The sequence below is a fragment of the Tsuneonella suprasediminis genome (assembly GCF_003605755.1).
In the GTDB taxonomy this organism is placed as follows: domain Bacteria; phylum Pseudomonadota; class Alphaproteobacteria; order Sphingomonadales; family Sphingomonadaceae; genus Tsuneonella; species Tsuneonella suprasediminis.
Window position 1 is genome coordinate 1 of record NZ_RAHJ01000004.1, and the last position, 18,453, is coordinate 18,453.

General features: G+C 62.7%; 16 protein-coding genes and 1 riboswitch. Of the genes, 4 read left to right on the plus strand and 12 right to left on the minus strand.

Annotated features, from left to right (window positions below; translation table 11 throughout):
• On the minus strand, positions 1 to 1,359 hold a 1,359-nt coding region (locus tag D6858_RS01545; protein WP_165859593.1), incomplete at its 3' end, for an Ig-like domain-containing protein.
• A gap of 259 nt (positions 1,360 to 1,618) precedes the next feature.
• Here D6858_RS01545 and D6858_RS16005 point away from each other — a divergent pair.
• On the plus strand, positions 1,619 to 2,338 hold the full coding sequence (locus D6858_RS16005) for a helix-turn-helix transcriptional regulator (protein WP_120106541.1): 720 nt from the start codon (positions 1,619 to 1,621) through the stop codon (positions 2,336 to 2,338).
• A 103-nt stretch (positions 2,339 to 2,441) separates the two neighbouring features.
• A complete protein-coding gene (locus D6858_RS01555) occupies positions 2,442 to 3,365 on the plus strand; it encodes a DMT family transporter (protein ID WP_120106543.1) in 924 nt (307 codons plus the stop codon).
• Here the strand turns inward: D6858_RS01555 and D6858_RS01560 are convergent.
• Positions 3,362 to 3,595, minus strand: a complete 234-nt coding sequence (locus D6858_RS01560) for a hypothetical protein (protein WP_120106545.1) — start codon at positions 3,593 to 3,595, stop codon at positions 3,362 to 3,364. The genes D6858_RS01555 and D6858_RS01560 overlap by 4 nt on opposite strands.
• Before the next feature lie 152 nt (positions 3,596 to 3,747).
• Here D6858_RS01560 and D6858_RS01565 point away from each other — a divergent pair, with 152 nt between their 5' ends.
• Complete coding sequence (locus tag D6858_RS01565; protein ID WP_120106547.1) at positions 3,748 to 3,879, plus strand: entericidin A/B family lipoprotein; 132 nt, start codon at positions 3,748 to 3,750, stop codon at positions 3,877 to 3,879.
• Positions 3,880 to 3,934: 55 nt separating this feature from the next.
• Here the strand turns inward: D6858_RS01565 and D6858_RS01570 are convergent, their stop codons facing one another.
• The 10 genes from D6858_RS01570 to D6858_RS01615 all read right to left on the minus strand — a co-directional run bounded on the left by D6858_RS01570 (position 3,935) and on the right by D6858_RS01615 (position 16,864).
• Complete coding sequence (locus D6858_RS01570; protein WP_120106549.1) at positions 3,935 to 4,393, minus strand: ABA4-like family protein; 459 nt, start codon at positions 4,391 to 4,393, stop codon at positions 3,935 to 3,937.
• Between the two features lie 12 nt (positions 4,394 to 4,405).
• Positions 4,406 to 6,004, minus strand: coding sequence for an aminomethyl-transferring glycine dehydrogenase subunit GcvPB (gene gcvPB, locus D6858_RS01575; RefSeq protein ID WP_120106552.1), 1,599 nt, complete (start codon positions 6,002 to 6,004; stop codon positions 4,406 to 4,408).
• Positions 6,001 to 7,362 (minus strand): aminomethyl-transferring glycine dehydrogenase subunit GcvPA, encoded by a 1,362-nt coding sequence (gene gcvPA, locus D6858_RS01580; RefSeq protein WP_120106555.1) that lies wholly within the window; start codon positions 7,360 to 7,362, stop codon positions 6,001 to 6,003. The genes gcvPB and gcvPA overlap by 4 nt, the downstream gene beginning before the upstream one ends.
• 97 nt (positions 7,363 to 7,459) lie before the next feature.
• Positions 7,460 to 7,831 (minus strand): glycine cleavage system protein GcvH, encoded by a 372-nt coding sequence (gene gcvH / locus D6858_RS01585; RefSeq protein ID WP_120106557.1) that lies wholly within the window; start codon positions 7,829 to 7,831, stop codon positions 7,460 to 7,462.
• The gene (gene gcvT / locus D6858_RS01590) at positions 7,828 to 8,979 is read right to left on the minus strand and encodes a glycine cleavage system aminomethyltransferase GcvT (protein ID WP_276308676.1); all 1,152 of its coding nucleotides are present in this window, start codon (positions 8,977 to 8,979) and stop codon (positions 7,828 to 7,830) included. Before gcvT ends, gcvH begins: the two co-directional genes overlap by 4 nt.
• Positions 8,980 to 9,143: 164 nt before the next feature.
• Positions 9,144 to 9,240: riboswitch (glycine riboswitch) on the minus strand.
• 51 nt (positions 9,241 to 9,291) lie between these two features.
• Positions 9,292 to 11,919, minus strand: coding sequence for a methionine synthase (metH, locus tag D6858_RS01595; protein ID WP_120106561.1), 2,628 nt, complete (start codon positions 11,917 to 11,919; stop codon positions 9,292 to 9,294).
• 23 nt (positions 11,920 to 11,942) lie between these two features.
• Complete coding sequence (locus tag D6858_RS01600; RefSeq protein WP_120106563.1) at positions 11,943 to 12,989, minus strand: homocysteine S-methyltransferase family protein; 1,047 nt, start codon at positions 12,987 to 12,989, stop codon at positions 11,943 to 11,945.
• The gene (gene metF / locus D6858_RS01605) at positions 12,986 to 13,885 is read right to left on the minus strand and encodes a methylenetetrahydrofolate reductase [NAD(P)H] (RefSeq protein ID WP_120106566.1); all 900 of its coding nucleotides are present in this window, start codon (positions 13,883 to 13,885) and stop codon (positions 12,986 to 12,988) included. Before metF ends, D6858_RS01600 begins: the two co-directional genes overlap by 4 nt.
• Positions 13,885 to 14,910 carry an ArsR/SmtB family transcription factor gene (locus D6858_RS01610; RefSeq protein ID WP_120106674.1) on the minus strand — a complete coding sequence of 342 codons (1,026 nt, stop codon included), beginning with the start codon at positions 14,908 to 14,910 and terminating at the stop codon, positions 13,885 to 13,887. Before D6858_RS01610 ends, metF begins: the two co-directional genes overlap by 1 nt.
• A gap of 52 nt (positions 14,911 to 14,962) precedes the next feature.
• Positions 14,963 to 16,864 carry a glycosyltransferase family 39 protein gene (locus D6858_RS01615; protein ID WP_120106569.1) on the minus strand — a complete coding sequence of 634 codons (1,902 nt, stop codon included), beginning with the start codon at positions 16,862 to 16,864 and terminating at the stop codon, positions 14,963 to 14,965.
• 209 nt (positions 16,865 to 17,073) lie between these two features.
• Between D6858_RS01615 and D6858_RS01620 the strand changes: the two genes are divergently transcribed.
• Positions 17,074 to 18,429: a lipopolysaccharide biosynthesis protein gene (locus D6858_RS01620; RefSeq protein WP_133305213.1), complete on the plus strand. Its 1,356-nt coding sequence runs from the start codon at positions 17,074 to 17,076 to the stop codon at positions 18,427 to 18,429.
• Positions 18,430 to 18,453: the final 24 nt, after the last annotated feature.

An 18,453-nucleotide genomic window follows, 5' to 3' on the forward strand; every position in this document is an offset into this window, starting at 1 on the left:
AAACGTCTGATCGACCGAGGCGCCGTCGCCATCGGTGGCGGTCACGGTCACGCTGTACACGCCGCCGGTGCCACCCTGACTGGCCGAGTTATCGACCGTGCCGCTGATGACGCCGGTCACCGGGTCGATCGTCAGCCCGGCAGGCAAGCCGCTGGCGCTGTAGGTCAGCGTGGGGCTGTCGATGTCGGTGAAGAACGAGGTCACATCGATAGCGGTCACCGTGCCTGCATCGATATCGGCCTGATCGACCATCGTGCCGACAGTCGTCGGCGCATCGTTGACCGGGTTCACCGTGATATCGACCGTGCGGGTCAGCGTTTCGCCCGATGCCGGATCGGTTACGGTATAGGTGAAGCTGTCCGGCCCGTTGTAGTTGGCATTCGGGGTATAGGTATATGTCCCGTCCGGGTTGACCACGACCGTGCCGTGCGAAGGATCGCTGGCCTTCTCGAACGTCAGATCGCCGCCGCTGGTCGTGCTGTCATTGCCCGCGACGCTGCCATTCACCGGCGTGTCTTCGTCGGTCGTCGCGCTGTCGTCAGCCGCCGTCAGATCGGTCACCGGATCGACCACGATATCGAGGTCAGCGGTATCGCTGCCACCCTCGCCGTCACTGACAGTGTAGGTGATGGTCGGCACCGTGCCGTTCCAGTTGGCGGCAGGTGTGAAGGTATAGGCACCGGTGCTGCCGATGGTGATCGTACCGACACCGGCGATGGTCACGGTGTCACCTGCTGCATGGGTGGCGGGATCGCCTGCCACTGTGAAGCTCGCCACACTCAGCGTATCGCCATCGGGATCGCTGTCGTTGGTCAGCACATTGCCGCTGACTGGCGTGTCTTCCGCAGTGGTGACAATGTCATCGGTGGCGACAGGTGGATGTTTCGGATCTTCTCCGCCACCGCTTGCCAGCGCGGCAATTCCTGCACCCCCTCCGAGAATGCCGAGCAGCCAGGGCCACCAGACGAAGCCAGCCACATCGTCGAGCTCAATTTCGGTGAAATGGAATTCAGACCATTCTTCTGGATACTGTCCCCACCAGACAACACCGTAATCGTCTTGCAGCACGAGCTCGTTACGACCTTCATCTGCATCGATTCCCTCGGTTCCGTCGGCACCGTCCGACGTGCCTTCCCTGGAATCGTTCGCGTCGGGATATTTGACGAAAAAGTCGTCGATGGCGATCTCCTGGCCATCCTTAAGGATTAGTACGAGACCGTCGCCCCGGCGTTCGTAGCTCGCTACATTTTCCGGCGCCAGCTTCAGTACGATAACGGATGGACGATGAAGAGAAATCTTTTCACCTTCATCAATGCTCCGCCGAGACCCGCTCTTCTTGTCAATAATCTCGGCGTTCACGAGGTTCGTTGAGACATGGGGGGCCGAAGCTGGCATGCAATTAAATCCCTGAATTTAAATTATATGCGATTGTATCCGGTTACAAAACCGAAACCCGAGGAATCATTAAGTAATTAACGTACCTGTTCAAATCAGGTGCATCATGATGCAGTCGCATCCAGCGATAACACAGCTATAGGAGGAAGAATTTACCCAAATTCTCCTCTCGTTATTGACCATTGAGCCATTCGGAACGCCAGATAGATTATCGCTTAAACATATGATAATAGACGTTTTAAATGCCGCCACATTCGCTGTCGCGCGAGCTCAGACGCGAGCAGACCTCGAAAAAGCGTTACAAAATGCTGTAACCGCGCTGGGGTTTGACAGCTTCAACCTGTCCTGCGGTAAATCCGACAAGCGGGAATTTATGCTCGATCCGACTATATCGTCGTGGACCGAAGCGGACATGAAACTGTACGATCAGGATCGTTGGGCAGAGCGCGACCCGCTGCTGGCCTATGCCGCAAGTGGCGGTGAAGTGCGCGGCTGGCACGTGGCCGACTGGCGAACCGAAAACGAGGAAGAGTACGCACGTTACCTTGAATATTCAGGGTTGAAAGGCGGTGTGACCGCCCCGCTGAATTCTCCATCGGGCGCGCTCGCCGCGATGACGGTGTTGTCCGCCACCAAAGACAAGTTCGACAGTCAGACTATCCGCAGCATTCCTTTGCTGGGGAGTATAGCGATGATGCGGCTCGAAACGCTGGGTTACGACAAATCCGGCCTTGCAACACCAAAAACGGTACTGGCCGATCTGACCGATCATCAGATGGAAATATTGCGGTGGGCCGCACAAGGTAAATCAAACGGCGATATCGGGCAGATTATCGGCCAGAAGAAGCGCACAGTCGATTATCATATGAAAACGATCCTGAAGAAGCTGGGAGTATCGACAAAAGTACAGGCGGTTGCGATCTACTCCTGTTCGTTTGAATGATATGCTTGTCTGGCCGCCGGTAACCGGCAGCACTTACCTTCCGCTGGGGCTCGGATAGATTCGCTCGCTTGCCTGATATCATCAGGCGCGTAAGCCCAGCGATGTGCAAACCGAACTGCCCCGACAACGCCCTATTCTGGCGCTGGTGATCCGCCTGGGTGCGGCATTGGCGCTGGCCATGATGCTGGTCTTCGTGAAACTCGGCAGCGAGAGCGGGATGCATCTGGCGGAGATTCTGTTCTGGCGACAGTTGCCGACTGTTCCGCTGGTGATCGGCTATCTGGCGCTGCGGGGTAATCTCGGCAAGCTGAAGACGCAGCGCCCGAGAGTACACAGCAAGCGCGCACTCTATGGATTGGTGGGGATGTTCCTCAATTTCGGCGCGGTTACGCTGCTACCGCTCGCTGAAGCGACGACGTTCGGCTTCACATCGGCCATCTGGGCGGTAATCCTGTCGGCGGTGCTGTTGAAGGAAACGGTCGGCCCTTACCGCTGGGCTGCGGTCGTGCTGGGGTTCGCCGGTGTACTCGTGATCGCGCAGCCCGGTCACACGCATATCCCGCTGTTCGGTGCGGCGGTGGCGCTGGGATCGGCATTTATGATCGCGTTGATCTCTATCCAGATCCGCGATCTCAACCGCACCGAAGAACCGCTGACCATCGTGTTCTATTTCGCGCTGTTCACGCTGCCGGTATTGGCGTTGTTTCTGCCATTCATCGGACACTGGCATCACACCCCCTACCAATGGGCCCTGCTGACCGGGCTTGGTTTCACGGGTTTGTTCGGCCAACTGATGCTGACCGCCGCGCTACGTTTTGGCCCGGTATCGAGTGTGATCGTGATGGATTATTCAGGGCTGATCTGGGCGACGCTGTTCGGGTGGTTGTTCTTCAGCAATCTGCCGCCGGCATCCACGTGGGTGGGCGCACCGCTGATCGTGATGGCTGGCCTGATCATCGCCTATCGCGAACACAAGCTGGCGATCGAGCGCGCAGACACCGTGCCGCCGGGCGGTGTAAACGTTTAGCCTGCCACCAGACCTTTCGCGGAAAGCGCCAGCAGAGCCGCGCCTATCACAGCGCAGACCAAGAATATTCCGGTCCACGGCACCCATCCCACCCGGTCGATCCGCGCCCGTTTGATCCGCCGGGCTTCCGCTATGCGTGCGACTGCCGCCACGGCAAAGAAGCCCGCTGCCCACAGAGCGGCGATTTCCGCGTCGCTGGCAAAGGCAAAGAATGCGTGCAGGTCCGTCATGCCACGGCATATGGGAGCTTACGCGACAGACGCCAGACTACACGCGATGAGCCGCGAAATTTGTTCGCGGCTGCGGGAACAGGCCAGCGCATCGACCGTTAACCCCCTCGACCACTTTTAACCGCCATATGTCCAGATCAAGGGGAACTTACATGGCACGCAAGATCATGATTGCCCTCGGCATCGCCGCTATCACCATGACGACCGCCGCCTGCAACACCGTAAAGGGTGTGGGGCGCGATATCGAGTCTGTCGGTCAGGCCGGTTCCGACGCGATCAACTGAGACAACACGCAATAACCAAAAGGCCTTTCGAGGTCGCAGGGAACGCCCGCACGGTTTATCCGGCGGGCGTTTTCTTTTTGCGCGACCATCCGCCGGGGCCGCGGGCACGCCGTTCACGCACCAGCAGCCACGCAAACAGCCCGACCGGCCCGACGAGGAAGGTCAGCAGCAGGAAGGGCACCTGAAACAAACGGCCAAATCCCTTGGCATCGGCATCGCGCGCGATCCACAGACCGGCAAACAGATCGAACGCCAGATAGTGCGTCCAGCCAATCGCGATGCCCGCATCGCTGGCGAACAGTTCGCGGATACCCGCAATCGTCGTGAACCGGGTGAAGTTCACTCCGCCCTGCGCGATCAGCACCGCGAGCCCACACGTATAGGCAAGCGAGAGCAACCCCACCCCGGCATAGAGCACCATCGCCAGCGGGAATGGCCGCCGGGGCAGCGCCAACAGCACGATCCACGCCACCAGCGCAATCGTATTGGTGACGGAAAACATCGCCTGCCACATTGCGCGCGCTCCTTAGCTTCCGCCCTGCTCGCTCAGCGATGGTTCGCCGGGCGCGACCTCCGGCTCGCTCCACGTCAGCACCGGCTTGCGCGCGGCGAGCGTTTCGTCGAGGCGGCGGCGCGGCGCATGGATCGGGGCCGCTTTCAGCGTTTCGTCCCCTGCCCGCGCCCGTTCGGCCAGACTGCGTAGCGCAGTGATAAACTGGTCCAGCCCGGCCTTGCTTTCCGTTTCGGTCGGCTCGATCAACATGGCACCGTGAACGACGAGCGGGAAATACATCGTCATCGGGTGATACCCTTCGTCGATCAGCCCCTTGGCCAGATCGAGCGTCGTCATCCCATCGGCAAAACCCTTATCGCTGAACAGCGCCTCGTGCATACAGGGACCGCTGGCGCCGAACGGGGCGTCGAGCACATCTTCCAGACTGCGGAGGATGTAATTGGCGTTGAGCACAGCATCGCCCGCCACTTGGCGCAAACCATCGGCCCCGTGGCTGAGGATATAGGCCAGCGCACGGGTGAACATGCCCATCTGCCCGTGAAACGCGCTCATCCGGCCAAAGCTGTGCGGATGGCGTTCGCCTGCGGTTTCTTCCTCCACCAGCGTCAACGTACCATCGGCATGCAGCTCGCTGAACGGCAGCGGGCCATAAGGGCACAGCGCCTCACTCAACACCACCGGGCCGGAACCTGGGCCACCGCCACCATGCGGAGTGGAGAACGTCTTGTGCAGGTTGATGTGCATCGCATCGACGCCCAGATCGCCCGGACGGACGCGCCCGACGATGGCGTTGAAGTTCGCCCCGTCGCAATAAACATATCCACCAGCGGCATGCACCGCGTCCGAAATCGCTTTCATATCGCGTTCGAACAGGCCGCAGGTGTTGGGGTTGGTAATCATCACCCCGGCGACATCCGGCCCCAGCCGCGCCTTCAGCGCCGCCAGATCGACGCGCCCTTCCGCCGTGGCGGGGATATTTTCCACCCGATAACCGGCAAAGGCCGCGGTGGCCGGATTGGTGCCATGCGCGCTTTCGGGCACGAGGATCACTTCGCGGGCGTCACCTTTCGCCTCCAGCGCGGCACGGATGCACAGGATGCCGCACAGCTCGCCATGTGCGCCGGCCTTGGGTGTCATCGCCACGCCGGGCATCCCGGTCAGCTTGCACAGCCACTGCGCCAGTTCGTTGATAACGCCCAGCGCGCCCTGCACCGTATCGACCGGCTGCAACGGGTGGACATCGGCAAAGCCCGGCATCCGCGCGACTTTCTCGTTCACACGCGGGTTGTGCTTCATCGTGCAACTGCCGAGCGGGAACAGGCCGAGATCGATGGCATAGTTCTGGCGGCTGAGGCGGGTGTAGTGGCGCACCGTTTCCGGTTCGGACAAACCCGGCAGGCCGATTTCCGCATCGCGCGCAAACCCGCCAAGGCGGTTACTGCTCAGGTCCGGTTCGGGCAGATCGACGCCGGTTGTCTCGCAATTGCCGATTTCGAAGATCAGCGGTTCTTCCAGCATCAGCGCCTTGTTGCCGGTGACGGTGTTGGTGCCGTCGGCAGCACCAGTGACAGGCGAAGTGGGCTTCCAGCCACTCTGGTTCGGGGCGTTCATGCCAGCACCTCCTCGATCGCGCGGCCCAGTGTTGCGATGTCCTCCTCGGTGGTCGTCTCGGTCACAGCAACGACCAGCCCACCCGACAGCGCATCGACTTTCGGGAACAACCGGCCCAGCGAGACACCCGCCAGCACTTTATCCTGCGCCAGCTTACGCACCACTTCGCGGGCATCGGCAGGCAGGATCACCGTGAATTCGTTGAAGAACGTGTCGTTGAGCACAGTCACCCCCGGCACTTGCGCCAGCCGGTCGGCGGCGATGCAGGCCAGCCGGTGGTTTTCCGCCGCCAGCGCCCGCAATCCTTTCTCACCCAACAGTGTCAGATGGATCGAGAACGCCAGCGCGCACAGCCCCGAATTGGTGCAGATGTTGCTGGTCGCTTTCTCGCGCCGGATATGCTGTTCGCGGGTGGAGAGCGTCAGCACAAAGCCACGCTTGCCCTCCGCATCCACGGTTTCACCGCAAAGGCGCCCCGGCATCTGGCGCACGTGTTTGGGATCGCGCACAGCGAACAGGCCAAGGTACGGCCCGCCAAATTGCAGACCGACGCCAATCGACTGCCCTTCACCAACCACGATATCCGCGCCCAGCTCGCCCGGCGCCTTGATCGCGCCCAGCGCCACCGGTTCGGTGTTCACCGCCACCAGCAGAGCGCCCTTGGCATGAGCGGCCTCTGCGATTTCTGCCAGATCGGGAATACGGCCCAGAATATCGGGATACTGCACCACGACACAGCTCGTCTGATCATCAATCCGGGCGATCAGCCCGGCATTGTCGGGCTTTGCCGTCAGCGAAGGCAGCGCGTCAGCGATCTGGTCTTCAGTGAATTTCGCCATTGTCTTGACCGTTTCGGCATAGTGCGGGTGCAATGCACCCGACAGCACCACCCGCTTACGCCGCGTTACCCGGCCCGCCATCGCCACCGCTTCCCAACATGCGGTCGAGCCATCATACATCGACGCATTCGCCACCGCGCAGCCATAGAGCTTTGCCACCTGCGTCTGGAATTCGAACAGCATCTGCAAAGTGCCCTGCGCGATTTCCGGCTGATACGGAGTATAGGCCGTCAGGAATTCGCCGCGCTGGATCAGATGGTCGACTGTCGCCGGAACATGGTGGCGATAGGCCCCCGCCCCCAGGAAGAACGCCGCATCGGCCGCCGCAAGGTTTTGCTTGCTGAGTGCGCGCATATGCTTTTCCACCGCCATTTCACTGGCATGGTGCGGCAGGCCTTCGATCGGCGCGGTCAGATAATGATCCGCCGGAACGTCCACGAACAGTGCATCGACATCGGACGCGCCGATGGTTTCGAGCATCGCCGAACGGTCGGTATCGGTCAGGGGTAGATAGCGCATAGTAACCCTTGTTGGTGCGCCCCCGCTCTGGCGAGGGTCTCTGGCAGCAGAGCACGTGGCATGTGCCCCCACTTGCGCGGGGGCGCACGTCAGGCCATCACAGCCCGTCCACGAATTCCTTGTACTTCGCTTCGTCCATCAGGCCGTCCAGCTCGCTGGCGTCGGCGATGGTCAGTTTGAAGAACCAGCCGTCGCCTTCGGGCGCGGTGTTGACCAGCGCGGGATCGCCTTCCAGCGCAGCATTGCCTTCGGTCACAGTGCCGCTGACGGGGGCATAGACATCGCTGGCTGCCTTGACGCTTTCGACCACCGCGGCATCGCCGCCCTTGGTCAGCGTGGCGCCTTCAGCGGGCGTTTCGACGAACACGATATCGCCCAGCTGGCTCTGCGCGTAATCGGTGATGCCGACAGTGGCACTGGTGCCGTCAACTTCGATCCATTCGTGATCTTCAGTGAAATAACGGGTCATTTGGCAGCTCCCTTGCGGAAATAACGATGGGGTACAAACGGCATCGGCACGACCGTGGCAGGCAGACGCTTGCCACGCACTTCGAGTTCGAGCGCGGTGCCGTGGGCGGAATGAGCGGTATAGACATAGGCCATCGCAATCGGATGGCCGAGCGTGGGGGAAAACCCGCCCGACGTGACAGTGCCGACTTTGGTAGCACCGGCGAATACATCGGCCCCTTCGCGCGCCGCCATGCGCCCTTCCAGCGCGAGGCCGACGCGCTTTGTCGGCGCACCATCGGCCAGCAGGCCCAGAACGCGCTCCGCACCGGGGAAGCCCCCTTCGGCGCGGCGGCGCTTGTTGATCGCGAATGTCAGGTCCGCGCTGACCGGATCGGTTTCGGGCGACAGGTCATGGCCATAGAGCGGCAGACCGGCCTCCAGCCGCAAGCTGTCGCGTGCACCCAGACCGATGGGCTTCACTTCCAGTTCGGCACACAGCCGACCGGCCAACTGTTCCGCCTGATCGGCGGCGACTGAAATCTCGAACCCGTCTTCGCCGGTATAGCCCGAACGCGACACCATCAGATCGAGTTCACCGAACTGATACTCTTTCGCTTCCATGAAGCCAAAATCGTCGGTCAGCCCGCGCATCGCCCGTTCGAGCGCTTGCGCCGCTTCCGGCCCCTGCAGCGCGAGCAGAGCGCGGTCTTCCAGATGGGTCAGCGTGATTTCATCCGGCAGGAATTCGCGCAAGTAAGCGATATCGTCCCACTTGGTCGCGCCGTTGACCACGAGATAATATCGCGCGGTGCCACCTTCAGGGGTAACATTGGTGACCATCAGATCGTCGAGGATGCCGCCGTTTTCGTCGAGCAGCAGCGAATAGCGCACTTTGCCCGGTTTCAGCGCGGCGATATCGCCCGGCAGCAGGGCCTCCAGCGCTGCGGCCGCGCCATCGCCTTCGACGATAAGCTGGCCCATGTGACTGACATCGAACAGACCGGCATGGTCGCGGGTCCACTGGTGTTCGGCCAGAATGCCTTCGTACTGGATCGGCATTTCATATCCGGCGAATGGCACCATGCGGGCGCCTTGCGCGCGGTGCCATGCATCCATCGGCAGAGCCAGAAGCTCGATAGTATCTTCGTTTTCGCTGCTATCGCTCACATCAGATTCCCGACAGGCGCGGCGATGCCCGGTGCAGGCATCTGAAACCGCCGCCCCCTCTGTCGGGAAACCTGAGAGCTTCGACTGGCCATTCCCCACCGAACAGCCCGCCATACCCCTTCGGTGGGCACCGCCAGCGCGATGCCGCTTTCCAGAGTGTCGCATTTCCTGCCACGGTCCGGTGGCCTGAGAGATTCCGGGGCGGTTGCTCCTTCGGCGTCCCTCGTCGGTATGACGCGGGAGCTCTCCCGCGGCAGGTGTCGGATTCGCATCCGGCGACTCAGTAATCCCTGCGCGATTCCCTGCGCGCGGTCAATCGAGATTGGGGCGTAACCACCGTTCGGCAGTGGCGATATCCACGCCTCTGCGCGCGGCATAGTCTTCCAACTGATCGCGCCCGATGCGGGCAACCCCGAAATACTCGCTCTGCGGATGCGCGAAATAAAACCCGCTGACCGCCGATGTCGGCAACATCGCGTTGCTTTCGGTCAGGGTGATTCCGGCGTTCTTTTCCACTTCCAGCAGATCGAACAGGATCGGTTTCAGCGAGTGATCCGGGCACGCGGGATAGCCCGGTGCCGGGCGAATGCCACGATACTGCTCTTTGATCAGCGCGTCGTTGGTCAGTTGTTCGCCCGCGGCATAGCCCCACAGATCGGTGCGGACATGTTTGTGCAGCCGTTCCGCGAATGCCTCCGCGAAACGATCCGCCAGCGCTTTCAGCAGGATATCGGAATAGTCGTCATGATCGGCGCGGAAACGTTCGATATGCGGTTCGATCCCGTGAATGCCGACTGCGAACCCGCCGATCCAGTCGCCCGCCGGATCGATGAAGTCGGCCAGACAGTAATTCGCCCGGTCGCGGCTCTTGCGCACTTGCTGCCGCAGGAACGGCAGGCGCACGTGTTCTTCGCGGCGGACGCGGTGGATCGTCACATCGTCACCATCGCGCGCGCAGGGCCAGAACCCGCAGACGCCGCGCGCGGTCAGCCAGTGTTCGTCGACGATCTGCTTGAGCATCGCCTTTGCATCGGCGAACAACTGGCGCGCGCTTTCGCCCACCACTTCGTCATCCAGAATCGCGGGATATGTGCCCGCCAGTTCCCATGCGCGGAAGAACGGAGTCCAGTCGAAGTGATCGACCAGATCGCGGAGCGACCAGCTATCGAACACATGGATACCGGGATCTTCGGGCGGCGCTGGCTTGTCGCTGAAATCGACTTGCGCCGCGTTATCGCGCGCTTCTTCCAATGTCAGCAGCACGCTGGCGGTCTTGCCCGCGCGCACATCGCGCACGTGGGTATAATCGGCGGCGACTTCTTCGACATAGCTGTCGCGCTGGGTATCGGACAGCAGCTTGCTCGCCACCCCGACCGCGCGGCTGGCGTCGAGCACGTGGATCACCGGCCCGTCATAGGCCGGATCGATCCGCAGCGCGGTGTGGATCTTGCTGGTGGTCGCCCCGCCGATCAGCAGAGGAATATCCATCGCCGCGCGCTGCATCTCCTCACCCACAGTGACCATTTCATCGAGCGACGGGGTAATCAGCCCCGAGAGGCCGATGATATCCGCGTCTTCGGCTTGCGCGGTTTCGATGATTTTCGACCAGGGGACCATCACGCCGAGGTCGATCACTTCGTACCCGTTGCACTGCAGCACGACGCCGACGATGTTCTTGCCGATATCGTGCACGTCGCCCTTCACGGTCGCCATCACGATCTTGCCCTTGGCCTTAGCGCCTTCTTCCTTCTCCGCTTCGATGAAAGGGATCAGGTGAGCCACGGCTTTCTTCATCACGCGGGCGGATTTGACGACTTGCGGCAGGAACATCTTGCCGCTGCCGAACAGATCGCCGACGACGTTCATCCCGTCCATCAGGGGGCCTTCGATCACTTCGATCGGGCGCCCGCCGCGCTCTGCGACAGCCAGACGCGCTTCTTCGGTATCGGCCACGACATCGGCGTCGATCCCTTTGACCAGCGCGTGTTCCAGCCGCCGTTCGACCGGCCAGCCGCGCCATTCGGCGGCCTGCTTTTCGTCTTCCTTGCTCTTGCCCTTATAGCTTTCGGCGAGCGCGATCAGCCGTTCGGTCGCATCGGGGCGACGCATCAGGATCACATCTTCGCAGGCAGCGCGCAGTTCAGGGTCGATATCATCGTAGATGTCGAGCTGCCCCGCGTTGACGATGGCCATATCCAGCCCGGCAGGTATCGCGTGATAGAGGAATACCGAATGCATCGCCCGGCGCACGGTTTCGTTACCGCGGAAACTGAAGCTGAGGTTCGACAGGCCGCCGCTGCAATGGACATGCGGGCACGCCAGCCGGATTTCGCGCACCGCTTCGATGAAATCGAGCGCGTAGCGATCGTGTTCCTCGATCCCGGTCGCCACTGCAAACACATTGGCATCGAAGATGATGTCTTCAGGCGGGAAGCCGATCCCGGTCAGCAGGTCATAGGCGCGAGTGCAGATTTCGACCTTGCGCTCTTTCGTATCGGCCTGCCCCGCTTCGTCGAACGCCATGACGACGACCGCCGCGCCATAGTCCATGCATTTGCGCGCATGGTCGAGGAACTGTTCCTCCCCCTCCTTCATGCTGATCGAATTGACGATCGGTTTGCCCGACACGCATTTCAGGCCCGCTTCGATCACGTCCCACTTGGAACTGTCGATCATCACCGGCACACGCGCGATATCGGGTTCGGCAGCGATCAGTTTCAGAAACGTGGTCATCGCCTCGACAGCGTCGAGCAGGCCTTCGTCCATGTTGACATCGACCACTTGCGCGCCGTTTTCCACCTGCTGGCGCGCGACTTCGACGGCGGCGGCATAATCGCCTGCCATGACGAGTTTCTTGAACCGGGCCGAACCGGTCACATTGGTCCGCTCACCAATATTGACGAATTGCGAGCCGGAAGAGGCAGTGGTCTGATCGTTCATTGTATGTCCGGTATCGGGCGCGCTCAGGCGGCCATCGTAAAGGGTTCGAGCCCGGCGAGCCGCGTGGCGACTTCGGGGGTCGGTATGGCGCGCGGCGTAGAGTGCGCCACCGCCTGCGCGATCGCGGCGATATGCGCGGGCGTCGATCCGCAGCATCCGCCCAGCACGTTGACAGTGCCGTTTTCCGCCCATGCCTTGAGCATTCCGGCGGTGGTTTCCGGCGCTTCATCGTATTCGCCCAGTTCGTTGGGCAGACCAGCGTTGGGATAGGCCATGATCAGCGTATCCGCGATCCGGCTGAGCAACTGTATATGCGGGCGCAACTGTTCCGCCCCGAACGAACAGTTCAGCCCCACGGTCAGCGGTTTGGCGTGGCGCACGGCGTGCCAGAATGCCTCCACCGTGTGGCCCGACAGATTGCGCCCCGACAGGTCGGTCAGCGTCATCGACAGCATGATTGGCACGTCGCGGCCCAGTTCGCGCTCCAGCTTGCGCACGGCCATGATCCCGGCCTTGCAATTGAGCGTGTCGAACACCGTTTCGATCAGAATAAAATCCGCCCCGCCCTCTACCAGAGCGGCGGCCTGTTCGTGATAGACATCGACCAGATAATCGAAATCGATCTCGCGAAAACCGGGGTCTTCGACATCGGGCGACAGCGACAGAGTCTTGTTGGTTGGCCCGATGGCCCCGGCGACGAAGCGCGGGCGGCCATCTTTCGCGGCGAATTCATCCGCCACCTGCCGCGCCAGCCGCGCCGATGCCAGATTGATATCGCGCACCAGATGTTCGGCCCCGTAATCCGCCTGACTGATACGGTTGGCCGAAAAGGTATTGGTTTCCGCGATATCGGCCCCCGCCTCGAAATAGGCGCGGTGGATCGATTCGGGCACGTCGGGCTTCGACAGCGCGAGGATGTCGTTGTTGCCTTTCTGATCGTGCGTCAGACCCAGATCGCCGGCATAGTCGGCTTCGGACAGTTTCCAGTTCTGGATTTCCGTGCCGAAGGCACCGTCGGTAATCAGCACGCGCTGCGCCGCCTGATCGATGAATTGCTGGCGGACACTCACTGGCTGTCTCCCGTCGCGCGCAGACCGAGCAACTGGCACACCGCAAATGCCTGATCCGCCCGGTTGAGCGTGTAAAAATGAAAATCGCGCACCCCGCCATCATACAGGCGGCGGCAGAAATCGGCGGCAACCGTCGCGGCGACCAGCGCGCGCGGGCCGGGGCGTTCGTCCAGCCCGTCGAACAGGCTTTCCATCCATCCCGGAATCGCGGTGTTCGCGCTCATCCGCCGGATCGCGGCAAAAGTCGTCACCGGCATGATACCAGGCAGGATCGGCACATCGATTCCCGCCGCCAGCGCCTTGTCCAGAAAACGGAAATAGGCGTCTGTCGAATAGAAGAACTGCGTAATCGCCTGGCTGGCCCCGGCATCGATCTTGCGCTTCAGGTTATCGAGATCGGCCTGCGCGCTGTCCGCTTCGGGATGCACTTCGGGATAGGCCGCGACCGAGATTTCGAAATCGTGCCGTTTCCGCAATCCTTCCACCAGATCGGCCGCACTTGCATAGCCATCGGGATGCGGAATGAAACGCCCGCCGCTGTCGGGTGGCGGATCGCCGCGCAGCGCGACGATATGGCGCACGCCCGCGTCCCAGTATGCATCGACGATTTCGTCGATCTCTCGCTTCGATGCGCCCACGCATGTCAGGTGCGCGGCAGGGGTCAGCGGAGTTTCGGTTACCAGCCGGGCAACGGTGGCGTGGGTCCGTTCGCGGGTCGAACCGCCCGCGCCATATGTCACCGAAACGAAGCGCGGGTTGAGCGGTGCCAGTTCCTTGATCGCGTTCCATAGCTGGGTTTCCATCTTCTCGCTCTTGGGCGGGAAGAATTCGAACGACACGCCGATATCGCCGGGCAGCGCCGCGAAAGCGGGCTCCTGCGGGGCTGGGGTATTCATCAGGAAACCTTTCGCGAACGGTCCGCGCCGGGCGCGGCAGAATGGCTGTGGGTATAGGTGTTGTCGGCAGTGGGCTGGCGCTGGCCGGTCCAGACTTTAACCACCAGTTCCCCCCCTTCGCAGGCATGCGGAGCACCGGGGGTAAAGCCATGCGCGGCCAGCATTTCCGCCATCTGCGCGTCTGCGAAACCCAGCCGCGCATGGGCGTGTTCGCGCCGCAGTTCCTCGCGCGAATGGGTCGCCAGATCGGCAATCGCGATGGTCCCGCCCGCACGGCACACCCGCGCCGCTTCTGCCAGGGCAAAGCCGGGTTCCTGCGCGTAGTGCAGCACCTGATGGAACACCACCGTATCGAAACTGCCCGGTTCGAACGGCAGCGCGCCCAGATCGCCCTGAACCAATGCCACCCGTTCAGCCGGGAAATCCTGCAACCGCGCGCGGGCGAGCCGCAGCATTTCGGGGCTTTTGTCCAGGCCGGTCACATGATCGGCATAAGGTTCCAGCAGTTCGGCAATCCGCCCGGTGCCCGTGCCGATATCGAGCACTTTGCCCAAGGGCTGCGCCGATAGCGCCGCGACCAGCGCCGCCTCCACCGTTTCCGCCGGAGCGAACAGCGCACGCAGGCGATCCCATTCCGACGCATGGGCCGCGAAATAGGCAGCGGCGGCCTTTTCCCGATTGGCGCGGATATCGGCCAGATGGCGGCGATCTTCGGTGCACTGGCGCGCGAAAGCGGTGTCTTCCCCTTCGGCAACCAGCAGCAGTTCGGCGGCGGCCTGCCGGGTGCGCGCACCGGCGTCCGCCCCCTCGGCAGGTGGCTGGCTGAGGAACACCCAGCTTCCCTCCCGCCGTTTTTCCAGCAGGCCCGCATCGCACAGGATCGCCACATGGCGCGATACGCGCGGCTGGCTCTGCCCCAATACTTGCGCCAGCTCGCCCACGGCCAGCTCCATCGCTCCGGCCAGCCGGAGGATGCGCTGGCGCGTCGGATCGGCCATTGCACGGATGAGGACATCGATGTTCACGAGGGACATAAAGATATGTTTATATCTAAAAAGTCAACCCGCGATTAAGCGCTCACTCCGCATCGGCAGGGGATTGCGGGCTATCCGCCCGAATAAGTTCGAATAATTCGGCTCTGCCAGTGCTCAGCCCGCTTTTTTCCAGTCGGTAGCCGGGCTGATCGATCAGTGCGCGGGTAACGAAGCGCGGCCAGATATAGACCCGGTATCCGCGATCGATTGCCTGATCGATCAGATCGAAATCGAACTTGCCAGTGCCGATATTGCGCTGTGCGATCACATGCCCCGGCTCCAGCGCCCAGCCGACAAGAAACGGCGCCGGGATAAAGGCCAGCGAATTGGCGGGCATCTGCCCGTATTCGCGGCTCAGCACATTGGCCCGGTCGCGGGTCCGCTGGCTGTCGTGCAGGTCGCCCCATCCCAGCATGGCCGCCATGCCGATCCCCGCGCCGACCGCCACCATCGCCAGCGACCGCAGCGCGGCCTGCCCGCGCCAGCGCAGCCCTGCCGCCAGAGCCAGCGCAGCGGTGATCAGGAACAACCACGTCGGCAGTATCTGGTTGGCCCCGGCAATATGGGTCGGGTGCCATTCGACCCACATCAGATGCGCGGCAACGCCCAGCGCCGCGCCCAGTATCAGCTTGCGCTTCGTCGCGGTGCCTGCCTGCGCCAGTTCCACGATCAGCGATGCCGCGAACACCGCGAGCAATGGCACCAGCGGCAGGAAATAACGCATGTTGATGCCCATCCCGCCGTGCCAGTCTTTCGGGAAGAACGGCAGGCTCCACACCAGTGCCAGCAGCGCCACGGTCCAGCGGATGCGCCGGTCGATCCCCCGCCCGGCATAGACCAGCGCGGCCAGCACACCGAGCCAGGGCATCGATTGCCCCAGCGCTTTCTTCCAGAAACCCCAGTAGCTGAGCGTGCCGTTGGGCAAATGCTGCATCCCCGGCTGCATCGCCTGCACATATGTCGCATCGACCACCAGCGCCCAGAACCCGTGCAGGTATCGCCACACGAACGCATGGGCGACCACCGCCGCAATCAGAGCCAGTGCACCTGCGATCCACAGCGCGGGCCGCCAGTTGGCGATCCGCTGGCTATAGCGATCCCATGCCAGCCGCCCGGCAACCGCCAGCAACCCGGCCACGACCAGTCCCGCCATCGCCAGCGCGTGGGAGGCGAAGTTGGTCCCGCCCGCCATCTCCTGTCCGTAGGACACAGGATTGAGCGTGCCGAACTTCGCCAGATTGGCCAGCGATGCCAGCACCACGAACGGCGCGAAGCCCGCGCCGGTCAGCGCAAGGCGATAAAATGGCCGGTCGGCAAACAGAAACAGCGCCATCGCCAGCGCGGGCACCGCCAGCACCGTATCGGTGCGGAACAGCAGGCCCAGCCCGATCAGCGCCCCGATGGCGAGCGAGCGGCGCGCCCTGCCCTGCGCGTCGGTCATGCTGTCGAACGACAGCGACAACGCGCCCGTCACACACATCACGCTGACCGCATGGGGCCAGACCGCAAACGCATATTCGAGGAAGAAACTGGCGCCGAGCAACAGCGCACATGCCGCCAGCGCCACCCGCTGCCCGCCGAAATGCCGCGCCGCCATGCGCCACAGCAGCCACACCGTGACCGCGGCGGACAGACTGTTGAGCAGCATCATCCCGTGCATACCGAACAGCGCAAGCAACGGTGCGCCCAGCACCGACATGCCCGGCGGATACTGCGGCACGATACCGTGCGGCCCCGCCACCATCAGCATCGGTTTCAACTGGTTGGAAACGACGCCTGCAATCCCGTTGTCGATGGCAAAGCCACCGCTGCGCCACATCGCATCGGCCCCGGCATAGAGGATGAATTCGTCAATCGTGAACAGCCCGGATGACATCTGGAACGTCGCAATGGCAAACACCAGCAACAGCAGCCCCAGCGCCGCCCATGATCGTGCCGATATCACGCGCGGAAATCCCGGCTGCTGACGGATGCGCCGCTCGACACAGAGCGGAAACCTATGAAGCGAAATGGGGATGCCATCATTGTCCGGGTTCTTTATGGGAAAGTGTGCAAAGGGGGTTTAGCCGATCCGGCAGGATTGCGGAACGCCCCCGTTTCCATCACCCCCGCCCGGCCCGGCGGCGCGCGCCATAGCAGGACGATGTCGATACTGTGAGCAGTTTCAGCCGCCTCTGGCAATTTGCCTTGTACGAAGGGCGCAAGCTGGCCGCCGGCCCCATCGCGCGCGCCAGCGGACTGAGCATGGCGATCCGCCTGTCGGGCATGGGCCTGCTGTTCGTTCAGGCGGTACTGACCGCGCGCCTGCTCGGCCCGGCGGGATATGGCACCACGGCGACGGTGCTGTCCGCCGCGCAAGTCCTGTCGAGCGCGGCAATGCTGGGATTCGGGGCACTGGCGGTGCGCGAAGTGCCCGCGCGGCGCGCGGCAGAGCAACCAGTCGCGCTGGCGGCATTCCTCCGTTTCTCTTTCCTCGCGACACTGGCCGTCAGCCTGATCGTCGCGCTGGTGGCATCGCTGGCGCTGATGCCTGCGATTCCTGTGGCAGAGACGATGCGCCACCCGTTTGCGCTGGGCGGGATACTGGTGATGCCGCTGGCCTTCGTCGCCCTGTTCCGGGGCTGGGCACAAGGTTTCGGGCAAATCGCGATGGCGCAAGTGCCGGGTGAATTCCTGCGCCCGGCGGTGATGGTGTCGGTTCTGGTCACAGTGGCGATTGTCGGGCTGGCGTTCGACCCTGCTGAATATCTGATCGCCGCCACGGTCGCCGCGCTGGTGGCGGCGGTGGTGGCATGGGTGTGGATCGCCCACAAGGAATTGCGCCACTTGCCCGCACCGGGCGACTGGGTGGGCGGGCGCGCGATCATAGCGGCGTCGTTCCCCTTTCTGGGCATGGGGATGATCGCGATTTTGCAAGGTGAACTGAACACACTGCTGCTGGCGGCACTGGCCGGGCCGCGAGAGACAGGCCTGTTCCAGCCGGTCGCGCGGCTGATGCCGCTGCTCGCCCTGCCGATACAGGCGGCCAGTATGCGCTATGCCCCGCGCATGGCCGAATTCTGGCAACGGGGGGAACACGAACGCATCCTGTCGGTCACCGGCACGTTCACCTGGACCACGACCCTGCTCACTCTGCTGGCGGGGCTGGCAATTGCCGGTGCGGGGCCGTGGCTGATGCTGGTGTTCGGGCGCGATTTCGGCGCCAGTGCGCCGCTGCTGTGGATCGTCGCCGCCGCGCAGGTGTTCAACGCCGCCTGCGGACCGTTGGGCGTGGTGTTCAGCATGGCCGGGCGAACGGGGATCGCGGTGTTCGGGCAACTGGCCGGGCTGGCGGTCAATATCGCGGTGGGGGTGCTGTTCATCCCGCACTATGGCGCGGCAGCGGCGGCGATGGGCATTCTGGCGGCGACAGTGACGTGGAATGTCGTGCTGCTGATCGCGATCCGGCGGATATTGGGGATCGATACCTCGATCCTTGGCGTGCTCACCCGCCGACGCGATGCCCGCTGAGACGTGGGCCGTTGAGACACTGGC

Excerpts from the sequence above, each read along its gene's own strand:
- D6858_RS01565 (WP_120106547.1), top strand. The coding sequence starts at position 3,748 with ATGGCACGCAAGATCATGATTGCCCTCGGCATCGCCGCTATCACCATG.
- D6858_RS01570 (WP_120106549.1), bottom strand. The coding sequence starts at position 4,393 with ATGTGGCAGGCGATGTTTTCCGTCACCAATACGATTGCGCTGGTGGCG.
- gcvPA (WP_120106555.1), bottom strand. The coding sequence starts at position 7,362 with ATGCGCTATCTACCCCTGACCGATACCGACCGTTCGGCGATGCTCGAA.
- metH (WP_120106561.1), bottom strand. The coding sequence starts at position 11,919 with ATGAACGATCAGACCACTGCCTCTTCCGGCTCGCAATTCGTCAATATT.
- D6858_RS01560 (WP_120106545.1), bottom strand. The coding sequence starts at position 3,595 with ATGACGGACCTGCACGCATTCTTTGCCTTTGCCAGCGACGCGGAAATC.
- gcvH (WP_120106557.1), bottom strand. The coding sequence starts at position 7,831 with ATGACCCGTTATTTCACTGAAGATCACGAATGGATCGAAGTTGACGGC.
- gcvPB (WP_120106552.1), bottom strand. The coding sequence starts at position 6,004 with ATGAACGCCCCGAACCAGAGTGGCTGGAAGCCCACTTCGCCTGTCACT.
- D6858_RS16005 (WP_120106541.1), top strand. The coding sequence starts at position 1,619 with ATGATAATAGACGTTTTAAATGCCGCCACATTCGCTGTCGCGCGAGCT.
- metF (WP_120106566.1), bottom strand. The coding sequence starts at position 13,885 with ATGAATACCCCAGCCCCGCAGGAGCCCGCTTTCGCGGCGCTGCCCGGC.